Here is a 22,015-nt window from a genome sequence, read left to right as displayed (position 1 = left end):
TCAGGCTCCCCATCCCATCTGGTTCCCGCCCACGCGCTCCGCGGCGACCTTCTCTTCATAGCCGCTGGCGCGGAAGGCCGCGAAGGGATCCGCCGGCAGGCCCCGCTCCTCACGGAAGGCGGCCAGCGCCGGGCGCACATCGGTCCAGAACGCGTCCATGAGGATCGCGTTCGCCTCGAGCACGTCGTTGCTCTCCTGGGCGGCGGCGAGCGCCTCCCGGTCCACCAGCAGTGCCTTGACCAGGGTCTCCTGCACGTTTATCACGGAGCGGATCTGGCCCTGGATCTTCGACTCCAGGTTGTGGCACTGATCGAGCATGAAGTTCACGCCGGCGGCGGGCCGGTGCGCCTCCTGCTGGACGATCTCGAAGAGGATCCGGAACAGCTGGAACGGATCCGCGGCGCCGACGATCAGGTCATCATCCCCGTAGTTGCGGGAGTTGAAGTCGAAGGCGCCGAGCCGGTTCTGGCGCAGCAGCTGGGCGACGATGAACTCGATGTTCGTGCCCGGGGCGTGATGCCCGGTATCGAGCACCACCTGCGCCTTCTCGCCGAGCGCCAGGCAGTGCAGGAGGCTCGTGCCCCAGTCCGGAACGTCAGTGTGGTAGAACGCCGGCTCGTAGAACTTGTACTCCAGCACCAGGCGCTCGTCGTCGCCGAGGCCCAGGTAGATCTCCTGCAGCGACTCCGCCAGTCGGTCCTGACGGGCGCGGATCGAGTCCTGGCCTGCGTAGTTGGTGCCGTCAGCCAGCCAGATCTTCATCTCCTTGGAGCCGGTGGCGCGCATGACGTCGATGCACTCGAGGTGATGGTCGATCGCCCGACGGCGCACGGACTTGTCACCGTGGGTGAGCGAGCCGAACTTGTACTCATCATCCTGGAAGGTGTTGGAGTTGATCATCCCCAGCGTCATGCCCTGCTCGGCGGCGTACTCACGCAGCGCACCGAAATCCTCGACCTTGTCCCAGGGGTAGTGCAGCGAGACCCGAGGCGCGGAGCCGGTGAAGGCGTGGGTCTGGGCGGCGTCGGCGATCTTCTCGAAGGGGTCGCGCGGGGTGCCGGGGGTGCCGAACACCTTGAATCGCGTACCGGAGTTGCCGTAGCCCCAGCTGGGGACCTCGATCGTGAACTCTGCGAGGTCGCGGGCGATCTCGGTGGGGAGGGTGGCTGGCGTGGGCATGGGGCGGCGCTCCTTCGGCGGCGGTATCTTCACGGCGTGCTGTGCCTGGCGGTCGGATCTGCGCGGTGTGCGCAGGGATCTCGAGCGAGAACACGGATCATGACCTCGGTGTTGAAACGACTCAATGGAGGTTAGCACGCGCCCTCTGTGGAGGGATAGGGCAAGTGGGTCGTCGTGCAGCGCCGCCCGCTCTCGAAAAGGACGGGGGCAGCGGCGACCGGTCCGCGAGCCTGCTCACCGCACAGGCGCTGGGCCGGTGGAATCCCGCCAGACGACCTTCGTGATCGATCGCCGATTCATCTCGGGGGAGTCGCCGCGCATCACCCGCAGCAGCTCCTCGAGCAGCTCCGCGCCGAGACGACGGTGGTCGATCGAGACGGTGGTCAGGGAGGGTGACATCCACGCGCCGAGCGCCAGGTCGTCCCAACCGGTCACGCTGAGATCTTCCGGCACTCGCCAGCCACGCTCGGCGGCGCCGCGGATGGCGCCGGCGGCCACGAGATCGTTGGCGGCGAGGACGGCAGTGACGGCCGTATCCGCCGGCAGCTCGCGGATCGCACGTCGGGCACTCTCCGCATCCCAACCGCAGTCGATCACTCCGGCGGAATGCAGGCCGCGCTCCTGGACCGTGCGCAGGAAGGACTCGCGGCGCCTCTGTGAGGAGGGGTGGCTGTGGTCGCCGGTGAGGTGCAGCAGCTCGTGGTGCCCCTGGTCTGCGAGGTGGGTGACCAGCTCGGACATCCGGGATGCCTCGGAGAGCGGACCCACTCCGCGCATCTTCTCGTCGTAGACGGGTGCGGAGATGATCGTAGCGGTGCCGAGGCGCTGGCGGTCGGCTCCGGGCAGGTCGGTGAGAGAGAGCACCGCCTCGTACAGCCCGGAATCCGCGAGCTCCTCCACGCGACCACCGCGCAGCTCCTCGGGCGGCAGGGTGACCACCTCCACCGCGAAGCCCGCGTTCTGTGCGGCCTTGTTCGCGCCGGCGAGCACCTCCAGCGAGCTGTGGTCGTCGCCCGCGGGGAGTATCAAGGCCAGTCGCCCTGTGGATCGGTTGCGCATCGCTCGGGCCACGAGGTTCGGTCGATATCCGAGCTGGGCGACCGCCTCGTCGATATGCGCCGCGAGCATCGGGGACACGGTGGGGTCGTGCCGCAGATGTCGCGAGACCGTCTGATGGGAGACCCCTGCCAGGCGGGCGACGTCTCGGATGGTGGGGCGGCGGACGCCGTTCATGGGATCTCCTCGGTGGCATCGAGGCGTGGTGGCGGTCCACGCGCCGGGTGGGCGAGCGCCGCTTCCTGCGGGAGGGTGAGCGACGACTTCTGGTCACGATCTCACAACAGGTGACCGTTCATCCACGGAGCCGCATTGTCCTCGTGAGTGACAAGCGCGGGGACACTTCCGTTTCCGTGCGGCGGGCGGTGGCCTCGTGCTGTTGCAGGTCAAAGCCAGAGAGCTGCCCGACGGTGGGCGTCCCGTGCGGTACGGGACGAGAAGCGGATGAACGGTCACTCGGCGGTTTCTCCGACGATGCTTCGGTGGCCCGGAGGGATGCCGTCCAAGAATCTAGGGAAAGCGGTTGACAATCCACGCTGGAACGATTCAAACTTGCGGCCACCGACAAGGTCCGCCGGCTGTCCAGCCCCGAGGACCGCACGGTCCCGGGAGGCTCCGGTTCGATGAGGAAGGGGTGAGCCAGCAGATGACAACGTTGCATGAGTCCCGCCTGTCCGGCCCCGAACACCTCGAGGGCTGGATCATCGAGGGACCGATGGTGGCTTCTTTCCCCACCGGCGCCCTGCGGCTGGAGAGCGCAGCAGACCCCGCAGAGGGACAGGCCGCGAACTTCGTCGCCTGGCTGCCGATCAACCATGACGGGGACGTGCGCATCTCCTGGGACTTCCGGCCCCTCCGTGAGCCGGGCCTGGCCATGATCTTCTGGGCGGCGCAGGCCCGCGACGGTGGCTCGATCCATGATCCCGCGCTGCCCGCCCGCACCGGGGAGTATGAGCAGTACCACTCCGGTGCGATCGACGCCTACCACCTCTCCTACTTCCGCCGCATGTGGCCTTCCGAGCGCAGCCTGCACACATGCAACGTGCGCAAGAGCCACGGCTTCCACCTCGTCGCCCAGGGCGCGGACCCGCTCCCCGCGGTGCTCGACGTGGATCGCGCCTATCGGATGGTGCTCACCTGGCGAGGCGCCACCGTCGACCTCACGATCGACGACATCCCGTGCCTCAGCTGGACCGATGACGGCACCGTGGGCGGCCCCACCCGCCACGGCGGCGCGATCGGGCTGCGCCAGATGGCACCGCTCATCGCCGAATACTCGAACCTCCACATCGAGGCGCTCTGATGGGCCGCACCGTCCACGCACTCTCGAGCGCCACCGACCTGGTGCTGCGCGCTCTGGTGCTCCAGGGGATCTGGCTGCTCGGCACCCTCGCCGGGGGGATCGTGCTGGGCTGGGCTCCCGCGACCATGGCTGCGGTCGACGCCGCCGCCTGCGCCGACCGGGGCGAGCCGATCCGCTGGCGCCGCGCTGCCCGCATCTGGAAGGACTCCTTCTGGCGCAGCCAGGTCACGCTGGGCCTGCCCGGGGTGTTCCTGCTGCTGGCGGCCATGGCCGTGTTCAGCGAAGCCCTACCTCTCGTCCTCCAGGTCGTGCTGGGGCTGGTCATCGTGCTGCTGCTGGTGGCGCTGGCCCACATCCCGGAGCTTGACCGTCGCTACCGCCTCCCCGCCACCAGGGTGTTCGGGCGCGCCGTGGTGCTGGGACTCGCCCAGGCCCCCACCTCGCTCGTGCTGCTCGCCGTGCTCGCGCTATGGAGCGGCGTGGTGCTCGCCCTGCCCGGCCTGCTCCCGTTCCTGGGGGCGGCCGTGCCGCTCCTGATCTGCCATCACCTCGTGGGTCGTTCCCTGGACCGCAACGAGGACCTGCTCTCCCGTCCGGCGGACCCGCCCACGACGGGTCACCGTGCTCGAACGGTCCCCGGCACAGTCGCCGGGCACCGGCCGAGCGCCGCACCCTCTGCCTGAACCTGCCGCTGCCGCGTGGCCCCCACGGGGCAGCTCCCACTGCGCGATGACGCACCCTGCGTCACCGCCTACGAAAGGAACAAGGATGTTCTCACGTCGTACCCTCCTCGGCGGCGCTGCCGCCGGTGCCACCGCCCTCGGACTCGCCGCCTGCGGCGGCGGAAGCTCCGCCGACGCCGAGGCCGAGATCACCACTCTGAAGATCATGGCGCCGCTCCTGTCCGATACGGCCCCGGATCCCGAGGGCCAGCTGCAGAAGGCCGTCGAGGAGCTCATCGGCATGCCGCTGGAGATCACCTGGGTGCCGAACTCCAGCTACGGCGACCGCGTCACCGTCACGATGGCCAGCGACAACATCCCTCACGTGATGGTGCAGACCGGCAAGACCGCCGAGTTCGCCCAGACCGCTGAGGCCGGCGGCTACTGGGACCTGACCGACATCCTCCCCGAGTACCCGAACCTCACCCCGGAGAACCCGGAGGTCGCCCACGGCGCCAGCATCAACGGCCGCACCTATGGGATCTTCCGGTTGCGCGACGCGATGCGCGCGGCGATCAGCATCCGCAAGGACTGGCTGGACAACCTCGGGCTCGCCGAGCCGGAGACCACCGATGACCTGATGGAGATCGCCCGCGCCTTCACCGAGGACGACCCCGCTGGGGACGGCTCGGCCACCACCGGCCTGATCATCCCCGCCTGGAGCGGCTATGGGAACAACGGCCCCTACGACCTCTGGGAGACCTGGTACGGCACCGCCAACGTCTGGAAGGACGAGGGCGGAACCCTCTCACCAGCGTTCCTCGCTCCGGAATTCATCGAGGCGAACCGCACGATGCGCACCATGGCTGAGGCCGGGCACATCAACGCCGACTTCGCGACCATGGACAGCGGCACCTGGAACGAGCCCTTCTTCAACGGTCAGGGCGGGATCATCGCCGACGTCTCCTCCCGCGGTCTGCAGCTGCAGGGCCTGTTCAAGGATGCGGACCCCGAGGGGTACCTCGACAAGGTCACCATGGTCGGCAACCTCAAGAACTCCGACGGCACCCTGTGGGCGCTGCCCACTCCCGGTTACTCCGGGTACCTGTCCATCCCGAAGGCCGCGGTGCCCGGTGACGCCCAGCTCGCGACCGTCCTGGCCGCGCTGGACAAGCTCTCCTCCGAGGAGGGCCAGCGCCTGCTGAACAACGGCCTCGAAGGGGTCAACTACGAGGTCGACGGCGAGCAGTCGGTTCCGATCGAGAGTGATGAGGCCTCGCTCGTGCAGAGCGACGTCTCCGCCTTCGCGCAGATCGGCAGCCAGTCCAACGGCTATCTCGGCCTGCCCGCCAAGCCCGAGGGAGAGGCGGAGGCGGCACTGGACGAGAAACGCAAGACCTTCCACGAATCCGACCTCGAATCGGCCGTTTTCAACCCCGGTGCTGCGTACATGTCGAAGTCATATCTCCAGAGCGGCGCGATCCTCGACCAGATCGTGGTGGACGCCCGGCTGAAGTTCCTCGCCGGCCAGATCGACGAAGCAGGCCTGACCTCCGAGCTCGAGCGCTGGACCAGCAGCGGTGGCCAGCAGGTCATCGATGAGATGAACGAGCTGTTCCAGCAGGGCTCGAACTGACCATCGGCCGGCGGGGGCGCCGCACCTCACGGCGCGCCCTCGCCCAGACCACGAGGACTGATCGACCATGGTCATGACGAACCACAGCCCCGGCGCCGCTGCCCCGGTGCCGCTGGAAGTGCAGGAGCCGCCCGCCCCGAAGGCGAGCAGCACCCACCGCAAGCGCAGCCTCCTGAAGCGGCTGCGCCGCTCCCCGATGCTGTACCTGATGCTGCTGCCGGGCATCGTCTACTTCGCGGTGTTCAAGTACGCCCCGATGTACGGCATCACCATCGCTTTCCAGGACTACCTGCCCTTCCTCGGCATGCAGGGCAGCCCCTGGGTGGGGTGGGACCACTTCGTGCGGCTCTTCAGCGGACCGGACTTCGGCCGGCTGCTGAGCAACACGCTGATCCTCGCGCTGCTGAACGTGGTGCTGGCGTTCCCCGCCCCGATCATCGTCGCGCTGATGCTCAACGAGCTGCGCAAGCAGATGCTGAAGAAGTTCATCCAGACAGCGATCTACATTCCCCACTTCCTGTCCTGGGCGATCGTCTCCGGCCTCACCTATCTGCTGTTCGCCCTGGACATCGGCCCGATCACGGTGCTCTTCAACGACCTCTTCGGAGGGCGGGTCAACTTCCTGGCGGATCCGGACTGGTTCCGGCCCCTGATCATGGTCCAGACCCTGTGGAAGGGCACCGGCTGGGGCACGATCATCTACCTCGCCGCCCTGGCGGGCGTGGACAAGCAGCAGTACGAGGCGGCGATGATCGACGGCGCGGGACGCTTCCAGCAGCTGCGCCACGTGACCATCCCCGCCATCATCCCCACCGTGATCATCATGCTGATCCTCAACATCGGAAACTTCCTGGACACCGGGTTCGAGCAGATCTACATGCTCACGAACTCTCTGAACCGCGATGTGGCGGACGTCTTCGACACCTACGTGTACTTCATGGGCATCACCAACGGCGCCTACAGCTATTCGACGGCGATCGGGCTGTTCAAATCCCTCGTCGGCCTCGTACTGATCCTCGGCGCGAACTGGCTCGCGAAGAAGTTCACCGAGTCCTCACTGTTCTAGGAGCCCCCGATGTCCATCAAGTACGACACCCCGCGGGACAAGATCTTCGACGGCCTGAACATCGCCCTGCTGCTCGGGTTCGCGGTCATCACGATCCTGCCGTTCCTCTACGTGCTCGCCGCCTCGTTCGCGACCGAGTCGGAGATCGCCTCACGCCCGTTCTTCCTCTGGCCGAACACGCCCACGCTGGAGACCTACCGCTACATCTTCTCGACCGACACGTTCATCCGCTCCCTGCTGGTGACCATCGGAGTCACGGTAATCGGCACCGCCGTGCAGATCACCCTGACGATGCTGATGGCCTACCCGCTCTCGGACCCGAACCTGGTGGGCCGGGGGCTGATCATGCGCCTGGTGCTCTTCGCGATGCTCTTCTCCGGCGGCATGATCCCGCTGTTCCTGGTGGTCAAGGAGATGGGGCTGCTGGACTCCTACTGGGCGCTGATCCTGCCGATGGCGATCAACCCCTTCAACCTCATCGTCATCCGCACCTTCTTCCAACAGCTGCCCGGCGAGCTGCGGGAGGCGGCGGAGATCGACGGGGCGAACGAGTTCACGACCTTCTGGCGGATCATGCTGCCCCTGTCCAAGCCCGTGATCGCCACGTTCTCGCTGTTCTATGCGGTGTCGCTGTGGAACGACTTCATGTCGCCGCTGCTGTACATCTCCGACAGCTCGAAGTGGACGCTGCAGATGTTCGTGCGCCAGGTGACGATCTCGAGCGATCCCTCGACCACGCTGGGCAACCTCGATCCGAACTTCGTGCCCCCGAAGGAGGGGCTCAAGTTCGCGGTGATCGTCATCGCGACGCTCCCGATCATGCTCGTCTACCCCTTCCTGCAGAAGCACTTCGCGAAGGGAGTCATGATCGGCTCGGTCAAGGGCTGATCGAGAGCCTGCCCGTCCCGCCCTCCGTCCCCGCGTCACCACTCCTCTGAACGGAGCCAACATGTGCCCCGCCCTCCCGTCGACCCCGCTTCACCTGCTCGAGCCGCGCACCGGCACCGCCGCTGTGCCCTCCCAGTTCGGGGTGCCCTGGCCGCGGAGCGCGATGCCGGAGCCTCCGCGGTTCGACCTCGTCGACGCCTCGGGCAGCACGCCGGTGGACACCTGGGTCACCGCGCGCTGGCCCGACGGCTCGGTGAAATGGACCGGTCATGCCGGCCTCGCTCCGGCTGGCGACGCCCGACTCGTCGAGGCACAGAGGGCCGACGCGTCCGACGGGACTTTCGCGCCCGACGCGCCCGAAGGGGCTGTCGCACCGGACGCACCCGCCGTTCTCGAGGTGTCCGAGCAGGCCGATGGCTCGATCAGCGTGGACACCGGGGTGCTGCGGGTGGTCGTCGCCCCGCACGATCATGCGCCGCTGCGCAGGCTCGAGGTCGACGGGCGCCTGGTGGGTCAGGACGGGCGGATCGTCGCCTCGTCGGCCGCCACGGCGGAGCAGTCCGCGACCCGGCGGGAGCATCGGGTGCGGACCACGGCGGTGCGGATCGAGCGGCGCGGCGAGCAGCAGGTGGTGCTGCGCCTGGAGGGGCACCACGAGGTGGCCGGCACTCAGGTGCTGCCCTTCGTGCTGCGCCTGACCGCCACCGCGGGCTCCCGCCGGCTGCGGGCGGTGCACTCCCTGGTCTGGGACGCGGACCCCGAGTCGCTGTTCCTCACCTCGCTCGGGCTGCGGCTCGAGGTGCCGCTGCGCAGCGCCCCGCACGACCGCCATGTGCGGCTGGCGGGTTCCGAGGGAGGGTTCCTCACCGAGGCGGTGCGCGGACTGACCGGGCTGCGGCGAGATCCCGGCGAGCCGGTGCGCGAGGCGCAGATCGCCGGCCGTCCCACCCCGCCTCTCGAGTCCTGGGCGCCAACCGTCTCCGGACGCCTGGAGCTGATCCCCACCTGGAACGACTGGACCCTGCGACAGCTCAGCGCCCACGGCTACACCCTCGCCAAGCGCACCGCCGGGAACCGTCCCTGGATCGCTGCGGGCGGCGGCACCCGCAGCCGCGGCTACGCCCTGCTCGGCGACCTCGAGGGCGCGATCGGAGTGGGATTGCGGGACTTCTGGAAGCTGATCCCCACCCAGCTCGACATCACCGATGCCACGAGCGAGCTCGGCGCGGTCACCGCCTGGATGTACGCGCCGTCGGCCGAGCCGATGGACCTGCGGTTCTACCACGACGGCCTCGGCCAGAACAGCCATCCCGAGCAGCTCGAGGCCCTCGAGATCACCTACGAGGACTACGAGCCCGGCTATGGCGACGCGCGCGGCATCGCCCGCACCCACGAGCTCGTGATCGATGCCTTTGCCGCCACCCCGGAGCATCGGGAGCTCGCCGACCTCGCCGCCTCCAGCGCTCTTCCCCCTCAGCTGCTCGCCGCGCCCGCCCGGCTGCGAGAAACCGGGGTGCTCGGCACCTGGGAGGTGGTGGACCGCTCCACCCCGCAGCGGGCGGCGATCGAGGACCGCCTGGTGTGGCTGCGCGAGTTCTACCGAGACCAGGTCGACCAGCGCACCTGGTACGGGTTCTGGGACTACGGCGACGTGATGCACACCTATGACGCGGACCGCCACGCCTGGCGCTACGACGTGGGCGGCTACGCCTGGGACAACTCCGAGCTGTCCCCGGACCTCTGGCTCTGGCTGGACGCGCTGCGCAGCGGCTCGGCCGATGCCTTCCGCCTCGCCGAGGCGATGACCCGCCACACCAGCGAGGTCGACGTGTACCACGCAGGCCGGTTCGCTGGGCTCGGCACCCGCCACAACGTGCAGCACTTCGGCTGCAGCGCCAAGCAGCTGCGGATCTCCAACGCCCTCTACCGGCGGTACTTCTACTACCTCACGGCCGACGAGCGCACCGGGGAGCTGCTCGACGAGATCGCCGCCTCGGAGCACGCGCTGCTCGCCGTGGACGCCACCCGCAAGGTCCGCAGCGACCGGTACGACCCCGATCCCCGCGCCGTCGCGATCGGTCTCGGCACGGATCTGGGTGCTCTGCTCGGCGCCTGGATCACCGCCTGGGAGCGGCACGGCGATGCCGAGGCGGAGGCCAAGGTGCGCGGGGCGCTCGCCGGCGTCGGTGCGCTCCCGCAAGGCTTCTTCACCGGAGAGGCGCTGTGGGACCTGGAGACTCACCGCTTCGACACCTCTCGCGACCGGGTGCAGGTCTCCCACCTCGCGGCGGTCTTCGGGCTGGTCGAAGTGGTCGCCGAGGCGATCGAGCTGGTCGATGATCCGGCATTCGAGGCCGCCTGGCTCGAGTACTGCCGCTACTACCTCGCCGCCCCCGAGGAGCAGACCGAGCGCTTCGGTACCCCGTTGAAGGGCATCTCGCTGGTCCCCGCCTACAGCCGGCTGCTCGCGATCGCCGCCGCCCGCCGCAGCGATCCCGAGCTCGCCGCCCGCGCGTGGGATGCGTTCTTCGTGGGGCTCGGCGATCAGCTGAACATCAACGCGCTGGTCGCTGAACCGATCTGGCAGCGCACCCGGATCGATGGACCCACCGTGCTCGAGCCCGTCGACGAGGCGGCGTTCGTGTCCACCAACGACGCCGCCCAGTACGGACTCGCCGCGATCCAGAACCTGGCCCTGATCGGCGAGCGCTTGCCGCAGACTGTTCCCACCCCCTCGCCGAAGGAGCCCCGATGAGCGCCACCGACCTGGCTGCCCTCCTGGCCACCAGCTCCGCCCGCAGCCACCACCGCTGCTGCTTCCTGCTCCAGGTGCGCACCGAGCGCCTGGCCGACTACGTCGCCGCCCACCAGGACGTCTGGGAGGAGATGCGCGAGGCGCTGAGCGCGGCCGGCTGGCGCAACTATTCGCTCTTCCTGCGACCCGAGGATGGCATGGTGGTCGGCTACTTCGAGGCCGACGACGTCGACGCCGCGCAGCGCGCGATGGCCCGCGCCGCGATCTCCCCGCGCTGGGAAGCGGCGATGGGGGAGTACTTCACCCCGGGCGGCGGCGAGAAGCAGCTGCTGCCGCAGTACTTCCACCTTCCCTGACCGCCCGACCTCCTCGGGCGCACTGCCCGCCCCGCCCCGCCCCACGCCACCGCACCCGCCCCACCCCATCCCGCGTCGCCCGCGACCGCGGGCACCACCTGCACCACCGCCACCGCCGGCACCACCACCACCGAACATGAGGAGCCCGATGAGCTCGCCCGCCCCGCACCCCATCCAGCCTGCGCTGTCAGAGTCCGTCCAGGTCATCAACCCGGACGGCGCCTGGTGCTGGTTCCAGGACGAACGCGCGCTGGTGGATCCCGAGGCCGGGCTGCTCGTCGTCGGCTCCATCGCCTCCGGTGGTGCGGACCAGGATCCGGCCCGGCGCGGCGACCTCGACCTCACCGTCGTCGACCTCGCCGCCGGCACCGCACAGGTGGTCACCCTCCACCCGGGGTTCGAAGCTGATGATCATGACGTGCCGGCACTGTGGCGCCGGCCGGACGGCCGCTGGCTCGCGGTCTACGCCCGGCACAAGACCGACAACCTCACCCACTGGCGGATCAGCGAGCCCGGAGACCCCACCCGCTGGGACGAGGAGCGCGTCTACGACTGGAGCGAGCACACCGGCGGGCGCGGCGTCACCTACTCGAACCTCCACGAGATCGACGGCCGCCTCTACTGCTTCGCACGCGCCGTCAATGACGACCCCTGCGCCCTGGTCTCCGACGATCACGGAGACACCTGGAGCTACGCCGGCAAGCTCTTCGACCGCCCGAAGATCGGCTACGTCAACGGCTACGCCCGCTACGCCGACGGTGCTGCCGGACTGCATGTGCTGGTCACCGACCATCACCCGCGCGACGTCGACAACTCGATCTACCACGGCACCCTCTCTCGCGGCCGCCTCCACGACAGCACGGGCCGGCCGTTGGAGTCCGCACTGTTCGCCGAGCCCGTCCCGGACCAGGCCCAGCTCACCACCGTGCTCGCGACCGGCATCGAACTCGGCGGGGCGCAGCTCAGCCATGCCTGGACCACCGATATCCGTGAGGCCGATGGCCAGCTCGCCGCAGTGATGACGGCGCGCGCGAACCACCGCGCCGAGCCCGATGGTGCGGACCTGGGCCGCAACGTTCCCGTCGACGATCTGCGCCTCGTCTACGCACGGCTCGGAGCCGACGGGCAGTGGACGCTCTCACCGCTCGCCCACGCGGGACCGGGCCTGCTGCCCCATGAGCAGGACTACTCGGGCCTGGCGGCGATCGACCCCTATGACGTCTCCACCGTCTACGTGTCCACCCCGGTCGATCCGCGCGACGGCACCCGCCATGACCACCATGAGATCTACCGTGGACGCAGCGCCGATGGCGGGCGAGGCTGGGACTGGTCACCGGTGACCGAGCACTCCACGGTCGACAACCTGCGTCCGATCGTCGCCCCGGGCGATCCGAGCACCACCCATCTGCTCTGGTTCCGCGGCGACATGCGCTCCTCCCAGGACTACGACTGCGAGGTCGTGCTCCGCAGCAGCCCGCGCTGACGGTCACCCACGCCCCAGCGCCCCTCGCACCCCCTCCGAAAGGACCCCTCGATGACCGAGCAGACCTCCCCGGATCTCCGTCCCGCCCTCCGTGATCCCGCAGCGGAGGTGACCGCCGCCCCCACCGCCCTGGGTGAGATGGAGCGACGGCTGCGCACCCTCGGCGGCGTCGCCGCCTGGGACGATCTCGACCCGGAGGTGCACCGCCTCTGGGACGAGCCGTACGGCCCCGCCGAGGACTGGGAACTGCAGATCGAGGACCGCGAGATCCCCGGCCCCCACGGGCCCGTGCCCGTGCGCATCTACACCCCGCAGACTGCGGCAGCCGGACCACGCCCCTGCCTGATCTGGTGCCACGGCGGCGGCTTCATGCACGGCGACCTCGACATGCCCGAAGGTGACCACGTGGCGCGCGGCGTCGCGGGCCGTGCGGACGCCGTCGTGATCTCCGTTGACTACCGCCTCTGCGACGAGATCGACGGAACGCCAGCTCGGGCTTTCCCCGGCGGCCCCGAGCACGTCCTCGCGCCGATCCCGCTGGATGACGTCTGCGCGGCAGTCGCCTGGGCCCGGCAGAGCGCCGACGCACTGGGCATCGACCCTGGACGGGTCGCGCTCGGCGGGGCGAGCGCGGGTGGCAACCTCGCGGCGACGGCCTCCCTGCGCCTGGCCGATGAGGGCACCCCGCTCGCCGCCTCCCTGCTGCTGTACCTGGTCGCCCATCCGCTGCGCTCCGAGCCTGACGCCGAGGAGGCCCAGGCGCTCGACGCGACCCCGCCGATGCTGCGCTTCTCCCTGGACACGATGCGCGCGATGTCCGGCAACTACATCGGCCGGCCCCTCGAGGAGGCGACGCCCTACGACTTCCCGGGGCTGGCCGCCCGTGAGCAGCTGGCGGCGCTGCCGCGCACGTATGTCGAGACCGATGAGTACGACGACCTGCGCGTCAGCGGCCGCCGCTACGCGCAGCAGCTCGACGAGGCCGGGGTCGACGTCGAGTACGTCGTGCGCCGCGGCGTGTGCCACGGGCACCTCAACCGAGTGGGCCTCGTGGAGGCACGCGAATCGATGGACCGGATGGGAGAGATCGTCCGCGGGCTGTGAACTGCGAGCTCTGAGCTCTGAGCTGTGAACCGACGCCGGGAGCACGGGAACGACGGAAGGATGAGGGACGCCATGCAGCCTCCGCAGCACGGGATCATCGCCCCGGACCGGGATGTCCTCGCGATCCTCGCCGCCGGCGCCGACTACGTCGAGCCGACGATCGTCGGGAACGTGATCGTGCAGGACCAGGATGGCCGCTGGCAGGCCGACCCGGCGCTGCGAGACCGGGCGCCCTCCCCGTCCTTCGCGATCCTCTGCCCCGGCGAGCTGAGGCTCTCCGACCCGGCATTCCCCCTCGACCAGGTCCGCGATTACCTGCAGATCGCCTTCGCCGCAGTCTCCGCCCTGGCCCGGCCCGGCGCCATGGTGGTGCTCGGCAGCGGCGGCGCGCGGCGTCTCCCCGAAGGAGTGGATCCGCGTGCGGGGCGCCAGCAGTTCGCACGCGCCGTGCAGGTGGCCCGTGACGTCGCCGCCGATCACGGACTCGAGGTGATCCTCGAGCCGCTGCATCGCGGGGAGACCGACCTGATCAACACCCTGGCCGAGGCGATCGAGTTCCTCGACGAATTCGGGATGGGCGAGGTCAGGGTCGTCGCGGACCTCTTCCACGTCATGCTCGAACAGGAGCCGCTCGCAGTGGTTCGTGCCCACGCGGGCCGCGTCGCGCACGCCCACATCGCCGACACCGGCCGTCTCCCACCCGGTCAGGGCGACTGGCCGCTCGCCGAGTTCCTGCACGCGCTGCGCGGCGGCGGCTACCTGGGACATGTCTCGATCGAGTGCACCTGGATCGATGTCGCCTCCGAGGCCGGTCCCGCGCTCGCCGCGGTCCGCGCCGCGGATCCGGTGCGGACGACCTAGATCCTGAACCGGACGCTGGCCCCGGGAACCTGCCGCGGCCGCCGTCGACCGTCGTCTATGCAGCTGGGCGGCCTCAGCGATCGTCGAGCGTCGCCGTCGCGGCGAGGCCCAGGCGGCTGCCGCAACGTCGAGATCGGCGGTTCTGGGCCGTGATCTTTCCGTGACATACATTGCTCGACAGCCCTTATTTCAAGGGTTAGCGTAAGGCTTGTCGCGACTGGTCCGCATTGGAGCGCACCTCTTGCCGAAGCCGCTTTCGGGCGCATCGGCGAGCACAGGCCGCGACCTGACGAAAGGCACAATGATGAGCGCCTACTCCACCTCTTCTCGACTCCCCCGAGGCGGCATCTCCCGTCGCCATCTGCTGGCCGGCATCGGTGCCGCCGGAGCCACCGCCGGCCTCGCCGCCTGCGGCGGCAGCTCCGGATCTGCGGAAGGTGTGCCGGATTCCGATGAGAGCCACACCAGCTTCGTCATGACCGTCTGGGGAGGAGAGTCCGACAAGGAGGCTTACCAGGCGCGGATCGATCTGGCCAAAGAGAAGTTCCCGGACTACGACATCACCCTGCAGCTGATCCCGTCGGAGAACTACGAGCAGAAGGTCCAGACGATGATCTCGTCGAAGACCGGACCCGACATCATGCAGGTCGCCGAGAACATCAACGTCTACGCCTCCAAGAACCAGCTCGTCCCGATCGATGACCTCCTCACCGAGACGGGCTTCGATCTCGAGGCGACCTTCGGACCGGTCGGCGCGAACTACACCTGGGACGGCGCGACCTACGGCGTCCCGGACCGCTCCGGCGCGATGGTCATGTACTACAACAAGGACCTCTTCGATGAGGCCGGCGTCGAGTACCCCACCGCAGAGTGGGACTGGGACACCTTCCTCGAGGCGGCCAAGGCGCTGACGGATCCTTCCAAAGGCCAGTTCGGCTACGGCGGGGTGGGCTGGTGGCCGCAGTGGTTCTCCCTGGTGGCGCAGAACGGCGGGCACGTCCTGGATCCCGAGACCGGCGCGCCCTCCGTGAACACTCCGGAGGCCGTCGAGGCCCTGCAGTTCGCCTACGACCTCTACTTCACCCATAAGGTCGCCCCCACCGCAGTGGACTACTCGAACATGGGCCCCGAGATGGGCGCCGACGGGGCTTTCCAGCAGGGCCTGGTCGCGATGAACTCCACCGGCTTCTGGGTGGTGGGTGGAAACGCCGACATCGAGGGGCTCAACTGGGACATCGCCCCGTTCTTCCAGGGCGCGGAGAAGGCCGTCAGCGCCTTCGGCTCCGCCCTCGTGATCCCGACCGCTGCGAAGAACCCCAAGGGCTCCTTCGAGATCATCCAGTTCCTCACCTCTCCCGAAGGGCAGACGCCCATCGCGGACAAGGGACAGGACGTACCCGCGAACCTCGAGCTGCAGGCCGACGCCGCCTTCCTCGACCCCGAATGGCTCGAGGCGGAGGTCAACCTGCAGGCGTTCCCCGACTCGGCGGACATGATCTTCACCCCGAAGTTCATCCCTGAATGGAACGAGATGCAGAAGGCGATCACGGATGCCATGGCCGCCTTCTGGCTCGGCGACTCCGATGCCCAGTCCACCGCCGATGACCTCCAGGGTCGCCTCGAGCGCATCATCAAGCCGTCGGAGTGACCCGCGGATGACTGCCACCGACGTCCTGCCAGCGCCCGGCCGGGAGACCGCTCCCGGCCGCGTCGGGCGCTCCCGCGCGAAGATGCCGAAGCATCGACGCAAGGAAGCGCTCACCTTCTACCTGTTCATCTCGCCCTGGGTCATCGGGTTCCTCGCGTTCCTGCTGGGCCCGATGCTGTTCTCGATCTACCTCTCCTTCACGGAATGGGACTCGTTCACAGCCCCCGTCTGGGTGGGGCTGGACAACTACGTCACCCTGCTCACCGACGACCCGATCTTCATGAAGGTCATGGGCAACACCGCGTTCTACTCGTTGATCTCGGTGCCGCTGGGCATGGTGGTCTCGCTGTTCATCGCGAACCTGCTGAACAAGAAGGTGCGGTTCCGCAAGATCTTCCGCACTCTCGTGTATCTGCCCCACCTCATCCCGATCGTGGCGGTCGCACTGATCTTCCAGATGGTCTTCGCCCCCGAGGCCGGACCGCTGAACCAGGCGCTGGCCATGATCGGCATCGATGGGCCGAACTGGCTGATGGATGCGGACTGGGTCAAGCCCGCGCTGATCCTGATGTCGCTGTGGCAGGCGGGCGGTGGCACCATCCTGCTGCTGGCAGGGATGAACGGGATCCCGAAAGAGCTCTACGAAGCTGCGGAGATCGATGGTGCGGGAGGTACTCGCCAGTTCTGGTCGGTCACCTTCCCCCAGCTGACCCCGGTGATCTTCTTCAACCTGATCATGGGCATCATCGGCTCGTTCCAGGTGTTCGCGCAGGTCTTCATCCTCACCGGTGGAGGCCCGGACAACGCGAGCCAGATGGCCGTTCCGATGCTCTTCGATGAAGCGTTCCGCTTCTACCACATGGGATACGGCTCGGCGATCGCATGGATCCTGTTCGTCGTGATCATGGCCTTCACGGCTCTCGCCTTCGCGACCTCCGGGCGCTGGGTGTTCTACGAATCTGAGGTGCGCTCATGAGCGTCATTGCCCCGGCTCCCACGCCGACCGCGGCCGCCCGCGCCACCGGGAGGCCCTCACGGCCACGAACCCTCAGCGCGTTCCGCAGCGGCCCCTTCACCTACGGGCTGCTGGTGATCATGTCGGCGATCTTCATGGTCCCGCTGGTCTTCGTCATCTCCATCGCGCTGGCTTCTGACACCTCCGTGACCAGCGGACAGCTCACGATCTTCCCGCGTGACTGGGAGTTCGCGAACTTCGTGAAGATCTTCCAGACGAGCCTGCCGGTGGGGTCCTTCCTGATCAACTCGGTGATCATCTCGGTGACCTCCGCGTTCGGCCAGGTGCTCTCGAGCTCGCTGGTCGGCTATGCCTTCGCGCGACTTCGGGCGCCCGGCAAGAAGACCCTGTTCCTGATCGTCATCGCGACCATGATGATCCCCGCCCAGATCACGATGATCCCGCAGTTCTGGATCTTCAGCGAGCTGGGCTGGGTGGATACCTTCCTGCCGCTCATCGTCCCGCAGTTCTTCTCGAATGCGTTCAACATCTTCCTGGTGCGACAGTTCGTCACCCGCATCCCCTATGAGATGGACGAGGCGGCGCAGATCGACGGCTTGGGGCACTTCGGGATCTACACCCGGCTCATCCTGCCGATGATGACGCCGATCCTCATCGCGATCGCGATCTTCACCCTCACCGCCATGTGGGGGGACTTCATGGGCCCGCTCATCTACATCAACTCGGAGGACAAGATGCCCCTCGCCCTCGGTGTGCAGTATCTGACCTCGACCAGCCAGGAGCTGCAGACCCCGCCATGGAACCTCATCATGGTCGGCTCGATCTTCCTCTCGCTGCCGATGATCATCATCTATTACTTCGGCCAGAAGTACATGTACGAGATGAACCTGTCGGCCGGCAGCGCGGGGGTGAAGTGATGACCAGCAGCATCGAGCTCACCGCTGGCGGCCTCTCGCTCGACGGGGCCCCGACGGTGGTGCTGTGCTCCTCCGTCTTCCCGTTCCGGATCCCGCGACAGCAGTGGGACCATCGCCTGCAGCTGGTGGCTGAGTCCGGGTACGGGATGATCGACCTCTACGTGCACTGGGGCTTCCATGAGGAGACTCCCGGCGCCATCGATCTGACCACTCCAGAGCGGGACCTGCGCCACTTCCTGCACCTGGCCCATACGCATGGCCTGCTCGTGATGGCGCGTCCGGGCCCCTACATCTGCTCCGAGACAGATGGCGGAGGGCTGCCCTGGTGGCTGCACGGCGGTGCTGCCGACGCTCCCGCCGCGCTGCGCACCTCCGATCCTGACTACCTTGCGGCGGTCGACCGCTGGTTCGCCGCGGTGATGCCGATCCTGGCCGATGCGCAGATCACTCGAGGAGGACCCGTCGCCCTCGTGCAGATCGAGAACGAACTGGACTTCTTCGACTGTCCAGATCCGGACGACTACATGGCCCACCTCGCGGAGTCCGCCCGGGAGCACGGCATCGAGGTGCCCATCATCGGCTGCGCCGGTCAAGGCGATCTCCACGGCGCCTCCGGAGATGCCGACGGCGTGGTGCCGACGGTGAACCTGTACCCCGACGACGCCTCGGTGACCTTCGACGAGGAAGCCAGGCATTACGCGGGAATCCTCAGTGACCGGCAGCTCCCGCTCATGGTCACCGAGACGAACCGGATGCACCGCACCCTCCGACGGGAGATCCTCGCCGGGGCCCGGCTGGTCGCCCCCTACCTGCAGACCTCCGGGTTCGACCACCTCGTGCTGCCTTCGGCAGGGAACTGGGGCGATCCCGGGAACCTGATGACTCACGACTACGACTTCGGCGGATATATCAGTCCCGAGGGTCGCCGTCGACCCGAGTACGACGAGGCGATCGCGCTCGCCGCCACCCTCGACGCCTGGGGGGAGCGGCTGGCGTCAGCGACCCCGGTGCCCCTCGCCCAGCTTCCGATCGAGGGAGCCGCAGCCGGTGGCGCGCTCGCTCTGCCCGGAGGCGGCCATATCGTCGGCCCCGCCGAGCTGCAGGGCCTCGAAGCTCTCCTGACCGTGCATCCCACGTCCGAGGGTAGCCCGGCCGTGCTCGCGCCTCTGGCACCGGGCGCGTGCCCGTTCTGGGCACTGGACGTACCGCTTGAGCCATGGGGTAGTGAGGGGACGCTCGTGGTCGCGACCGCAGAGCTCGTCGAGGTCCAGCGCCACACCGGTCCCGCGGGTCCCGTCGGCCCAGATGGCGCCGTTCGCGGTGGTGCCCCGTTGATGCTCACCTTCGAAGGAACAGCGACGTCGCGGATCGAGCTCGTCCTGCCCAGCGCCGACGGGAGCTCCGAGCGCGTGCTCCTGGAAGGCCCGGGCCGGGCACGTTCCCTCGCCGCGAACCCGGCGGTCGAGGTGCTCCTGCGCGAGCGCGAGGAGAGCCGTGCAGATCCCGAGCCGATCTTCCGCCGCAGCGGGGGGAGCGTGCTCCCCCTCGGAGAGACGCTGCGCACCGCCGGCAGGTCGCCGTCGCAGCCGCCGTCGCAGTCGGGGTCGGAGCCGGAGCAGGTGCCGGAGAACGTGCTGAACGCCGAAGCGCTCGGGCTGGCCGATGGCCGCCTGCAGGCAGAGCTGGAACTCTCCGCGGAGGCGACCGAGGTGTTGCTGCTGGGCGCCGCAGATCTGGTCCGGCTCGAGCTGGACGGCGTCGACCACGGCGTCCACGTCACCCATGGCGCACCGCTCTCGCTGCCCCTCGCCCCCGGAACACCCCACCGCCTCCGGGTGGTGGCCGAGACCTGGGGCCGTGCGAACTTCGACGACGCCCGTCGGCCCGCTCTGCACCTCGGTGCCGGTCGCGGGGCGGGAACGGTGCTCGAAGTGATCGGCGGCCAGGATGTCACCGACCTCTGGGAGGTGCGCAGACTGCCCGATCGACGCGAGCGAGGCGGGCTCGCCGTGCCGCCGATACGCGGCATCGGCGGCTGGTCCAGCGCCAACCCGGGGGTGGACACCACCTACGCGCGCACACTGCCGCTACCCGGCCCCGGGCGCCTCGCGGTGCTCCGGCTGCGGGGGCTGACCCATCCTGTGCACGTCGCCATCGATGGCGACGAACAGCTCGTGATGCCCGCCGCCCCCGTCGTGGTGCTCGAAGGCGAGGGGAGCACGGTCGAGATCTCGGTCCGGGCGCCGCACGTCCCCGGGGGCCTGCTCGAGAGCGCGGAGCTGCTCCAGGCCGCAGTGCCCCTCGTGCGCGAGGTCACGCTCCTGCGCGAAGCCGAGCTGGCGAAGCTGCTGAGCGAGACCGCGCAGGCAGCCCTGGCCGAGCAGTGGCAGATGCTGCCCGTGCACCACGGAAAGGCTGCGGAGGCGGGGCTGCGGATCGGCGCAGGAACGCCGGTCCTGGTCCGGCTGGAGGCCGAGCTGGAGAGTGGCGGCCTCCTGCTGGACCTGGAGGGAGTCGACGTGCAGGTGACCGTCATCGCCGGCGGTCGGCGAGTCTCCCGCCACGTGCTCGGAGCCCCCGCCACCGCCGGTGGGAACCCGGGCCGTTCCTGGATCCCCGCGAGCTGGTGCGAGGGCGCCTCCGCAGAGGTGCTCCTGCTGGTTGAGGCGCTCTCCCGCGCAGGCGGTATCTTCGAAGAGGTGAGAAGCTCCCCGACGATGCGCTGAGAACGTCCCGGCGGCGGCGGGCGCTCCCGGACGGGGGAGTGCGACAGGCCCGCCCCGACAGGACGAGGAAGAGAGGGAGGCCCGGTGGCGACGAAGACGTCCAAGGACATCCGCAACGAGAGCCGGTTCATGGTGCTGCGGACGGTCTATGTCCAGCACACGGTCACCCGGGCCCAGATCAGCGCCGAGACCGGGCTCAGCCCCGGCACGGTGACCACGCTGGTCGGCGAGCTCGTGGAGGAGGGCGTCCTGCAGGAAGCCGGGCAGATCTCCTCGCAGGGGGGACGCCCCACGGCGACGTTCCAGGCGAACCCGGGCCGAGGAGCACTGCTCGCGGTGGATGTCGCAGAGACCTACGTGCGGGTGGATCTCTACGACCTCTCCTTGGCCCGCCTCGACCAGGAACGCGTCGAGCTGGCACCGGGCACCCAGAACATCGACTCGATCGCCGAGCACATCGGTGACTGCACAGATCTGATGCTGGAGCGCCATCCGGAGCTCGATGGGAAGGTGCTCGGGGCCGGGATCTCCCTGCCGGGCCAGGTCGACCCCGCCCGCGGGGTGACCGTCTTCGCCCCGAACTGGGGATGGCACGAGGTGCCGCTGCTCGACGCCCTCGAACGGGCTGTCCCCGTCCCGGTGCGGATCGACAACCCGCTGATGGCCTTGGCGACCGGGGAACTGTGGTTCGGCGCAGGCCGTCGCTTCCGCAATTTCGTCGCGGTGAACCTGGGCACCGGGGTCGGGGCAGGAATCATCATCGACGGGCAGCTGCTGCGCGGGCCGGGGAACTCCGCCGGCGAATGGGGGCACACCACCCTGATCTGGAACGGACGTGCCTGCGGCTGCGGCCGGAAAGGCTGCGTCGAGGCGTACGTCGGGGTCGAGGGGATCCGCGCCACACTCTGCGAGATCGCCCCGGAGCACGAGCTGCTGGAGGTCACCCACCATCGCACCTTCATCGAGCGCCTCATGCGGGCGGACGCCGCTGGTGACTCTTCCGCGCAGGAGGCGCTGCTGCGCACGGGTGACTACCTCTCGGCAGGTATCGGCAATCTGGTGAACCTCCTGAATCCGGAGCATGTCTCCGTCTTGGGATGGATCACCCGCTATGCCGGTGCTGAGCTCCACGACCGCGTACGGGAACGTATCGCGCAGGAGTGCCTTCCGGGCCCTTCGAGCATGTTCAGCATGGAGTTCACGGAGGCCGACGGTGAGGGCGTGAGCCTGGGGATGGCGGTGCTCGCACTCGAAGGGTTCCTGGAGCGGGTGGGCCTGCCGAGCCCATCGAGCGCGCCGGCTGCGACGTCCCCGGCCGAGGACGGGGCTCGGCGGCCTGGCTGGGCGGTGCCGCATTCGGCATCGAGCGCCTCCCGCCGCTGATTTCGAGATCTCCGGT

Annotated in this window: 17 protein-coding genes; 15 read left to right on the top strand and 2 right to left on the bottom strand. The window is 68.8% G+C overall.

Annotated elements, in window-relative coordinates; genetic code table 11:
- Positions 1 to 1,179, bottom strand: a complete 1,179-nt coding sequence (rhaI, locus tag ACT3UF_RS04910; RefSeq protein WP_441445835.1) for an L-rhamnose isomerase — start codon at positions 1,177 to 1,179, stop codon at positions 1 to 3.
- A gap of 234 nt (positions 1,180 to 1,413) precedes the next feature.
- Positions 1,414 to 2,412, bottom strand: coding sequence for a LacI family DNA-binding transcriptional regulator (locus ACT3UF_RS04905; protein WP_444608118.1), 999 nt, complete (start codon positions 2,410 to 2,412; stop codon positions 1,414 to 1,416).
- Between the two features lie 469 nt (positions 2,413 to 2,881).
- On the opposite strand from ACT3UF_RS04905, the gene ACT3UF_RS04900 reads away from it, so the two are divergent.
- The 15 genes from ACT3UF_RS04900 to ACT3UF_RS04830 all read left to right on the top strand — a co-directional run bounded on the left by ACT3UF_RS04900 (position 2,882) and on the right by ACT3UF_RS04830 (position 21,999).
- Positions 2,882 to 3,538, top strand: coding sequence for a DUF1961 family protein (locus ACT3UF_RS04900; RefSeq protein ID WP_444599767.1), 657 nt, complete (start codon positions 2,882 to 2,884; stop codon positions 3,536 to 3,538).
- Positions 3,538 to 4,221 carry a DUF624 domain-containing protein gene (locus ACT3UF_RS04895; protein ID WP_441445838.1) on the top strand — a complete coding sequence of 228 codons (684 nt, stop codon included), beginning with the start codon at positions 3,538 to 3,540 and terminating at the stop codon, positions 4,219 to 4,221. Before ACT3UF_RS04900 ends, ACT3UF_RS04895 begins: the two co-directional genes overlap by 1 nt.
- An 85-nt stretch (positions 4,222 to 4,306) precedes the next feature.
- On the top strand, positions 4,307 to 5,836 hold the full coding sequence (locus ACT3UF_RS04890; protein ID WP_441445839.1) for an extracellular solute-binding protein: 1,530 nt from the start codon (positions 4,307 to 4,309) through the stop codon (positions 5,834 to 5,836).
- A 73-nt stretch (positions 5,837 to 5,909) separates the two neighbouring features.
- Positions 5,910 to 6,902, top strand: coding sequence for an ABC transporter permease (locus ACT3UF_RS04885; RefSeq protein ID WP_444599766.1), 993 nt, complete (start codon positions 5,910 to 5,912; stop codon positions 6,900 to 6,902).
- Positions 6,903 to 6,911: 9 nt separating this feature from the next.
- On the top strand, positions 6,912 to 7,790 hold the full coding sequence (locus ACT3UF_RS04880) for a carbohydrate ABC transporter permease (protein ID WP_444599765.1): 879 nt from the start codon (positions 6,912 to 6,914) through the stop codon (positions 7,788 to 7,790).
- A gap of 61 nt (positions 7,791 to 7,851) precedes the next feature.
- On the top strand, positions 7,852 to 10,545 hold the full coding sequence (locus ACT3UF_RS04875) for an exo-rhamnogalacturonan lyase family protein (RefSeq protein ID WP_441445842.1): 2,694 nt from the start codon (positions 7,852 to 7,854) through the stop codon (positions 10,543 to 10,545).
- Positions 10,542 to 10,901 (top strand): L-rhamnose mutarotase, encoded by a 360-nt coding sequence (locus tag ACT3UF_RS04870; protein WP_441445843.1) that lies wholly within the window; start codon positions 10,542 to 10,544, stop codon positions 10,899 to 10,901. Before ACT3UF_RS04875 ends, ACT3UF_RS04870 begins: the two co-directional genes overlap by 4 nt.
- Before the next feature lie 148 nt (positions 10,902 to 11,049).
- The gene (locus ACT3UF_RS04865) at positions 11,050 to 12,384 is read left to right on the top strand and encodes a BNR-4 repeat-containing protein (RefSeq protein WP_441445844.1); all 1,335 of its coding nucleotides are present in this window, start codon (positions 11,050 to 11,052) and stop codon (positions 12,382 to 12,384) included.
- A gap of 51 nt (positions 12,385 to 12,435) precedes the next feature.
- A complete protein-coding gene (locus ACT3UF_RS04860) occupies positions 12,436 to 13,488 on the top strand; it encodes an alpha/beta hydrolase (RefSeq protein WP_444608117.1) in 1,053 nt (350 codons plus the stop codon).
- Between the two features lie 72 nt (positions 13,489 to 13,560).
- Positions 13,561 to 14,349, top strand: a complete 789-nt coding sequence (locus ACT3UF_RS04855; protein WP_441445845.1) for a sugar phosphate isomerase/epimerase family protein — start codon at positions 13,561 to 13,563, stop codon at positions 14,347 to 14,349.
- 304 nt (positions 14,350 to 14,653) lie between these two features.
- Complete coding sequence (locus ACT3UF_RS04850; protein WP_444502325.1) at positions 14,654 to 15,997, top strand: ABC transporter substrate-binding protein; 1,344 nt, start codon at positions 14,654 to 14,656, stop codon at positions 15,995 to 15,997.
- A gap of 7 nt (positions 15,998 to 16,004) precedes the next feature.
- On the top strand, positions 16,005 to 16,973 hold the full coding sequence (locus tag ACT3UF_RS04845) for a carbohydrate ABC transporter permease (protein ID WP_444502326.1): 969 nt from the start codon (positions 16,005 to 16,007) through the stop codon (positions 16,971 to 16,973).
- Positions 16,970 to 17,890: a carbohydrate ABC transporter permease gene (locus ACT3UF_RS04840; protein ID WP_444502327.1), complete on the top strand. Its 921-nt coding sequence runs from the start codon at positions 16,970 to 16,972 to the stop codon at positions 17,888 to 17,890. The genes ACT3UF_RS04845 and ACT3UF_RS04840 overlap by 4 nt, the downstream gene beginning before the upstream one ends.
- The gene (locus tag ACT3UF_RS04835; protein WP_444502328.1) at positions 17,890 to 20,616 is read left to right on the top strand and encodes a beta-galactosidase; all 2,727 of its coding nucleotides are present in this window, start codon (positions 17,890 to 17,892) and stop codon (positions 20,614 to 20,616) included. Before ACT3UF_RS04840 ends, ACT3UF_RS04835 begins: the two co-directional genes overlap by 1 nt.
- A gap of 84 nt (positions 20,617 to 20,700) precedes the next feature.
- Positions 20,701 to 21,999, top strand: coding sequence for an ROK family transcriptional regulator (locus ACT3UF_RS04830; protein ID WP_444502329.1), 1,299 nt, complete (start codon positions 20,701 to 20,703; stop codon positions 21,997 to 21,999).
- Positions 22,000 to 22,015: the final 16 nt, after the last annotated feature.

It is taken from the genome of Brachybacterium sp. AOP24-D1-21 (assembly GCF_052378665.1).
Taxonomy (GTDB): Bacteria; Actinomycetota; Actinomycetes; order Actinomycetales; family Dermabacteraceae; genus Brachybacterium.
This window is presented reverse-complemented; position numbering and strand designations above follow the sequence as displayed.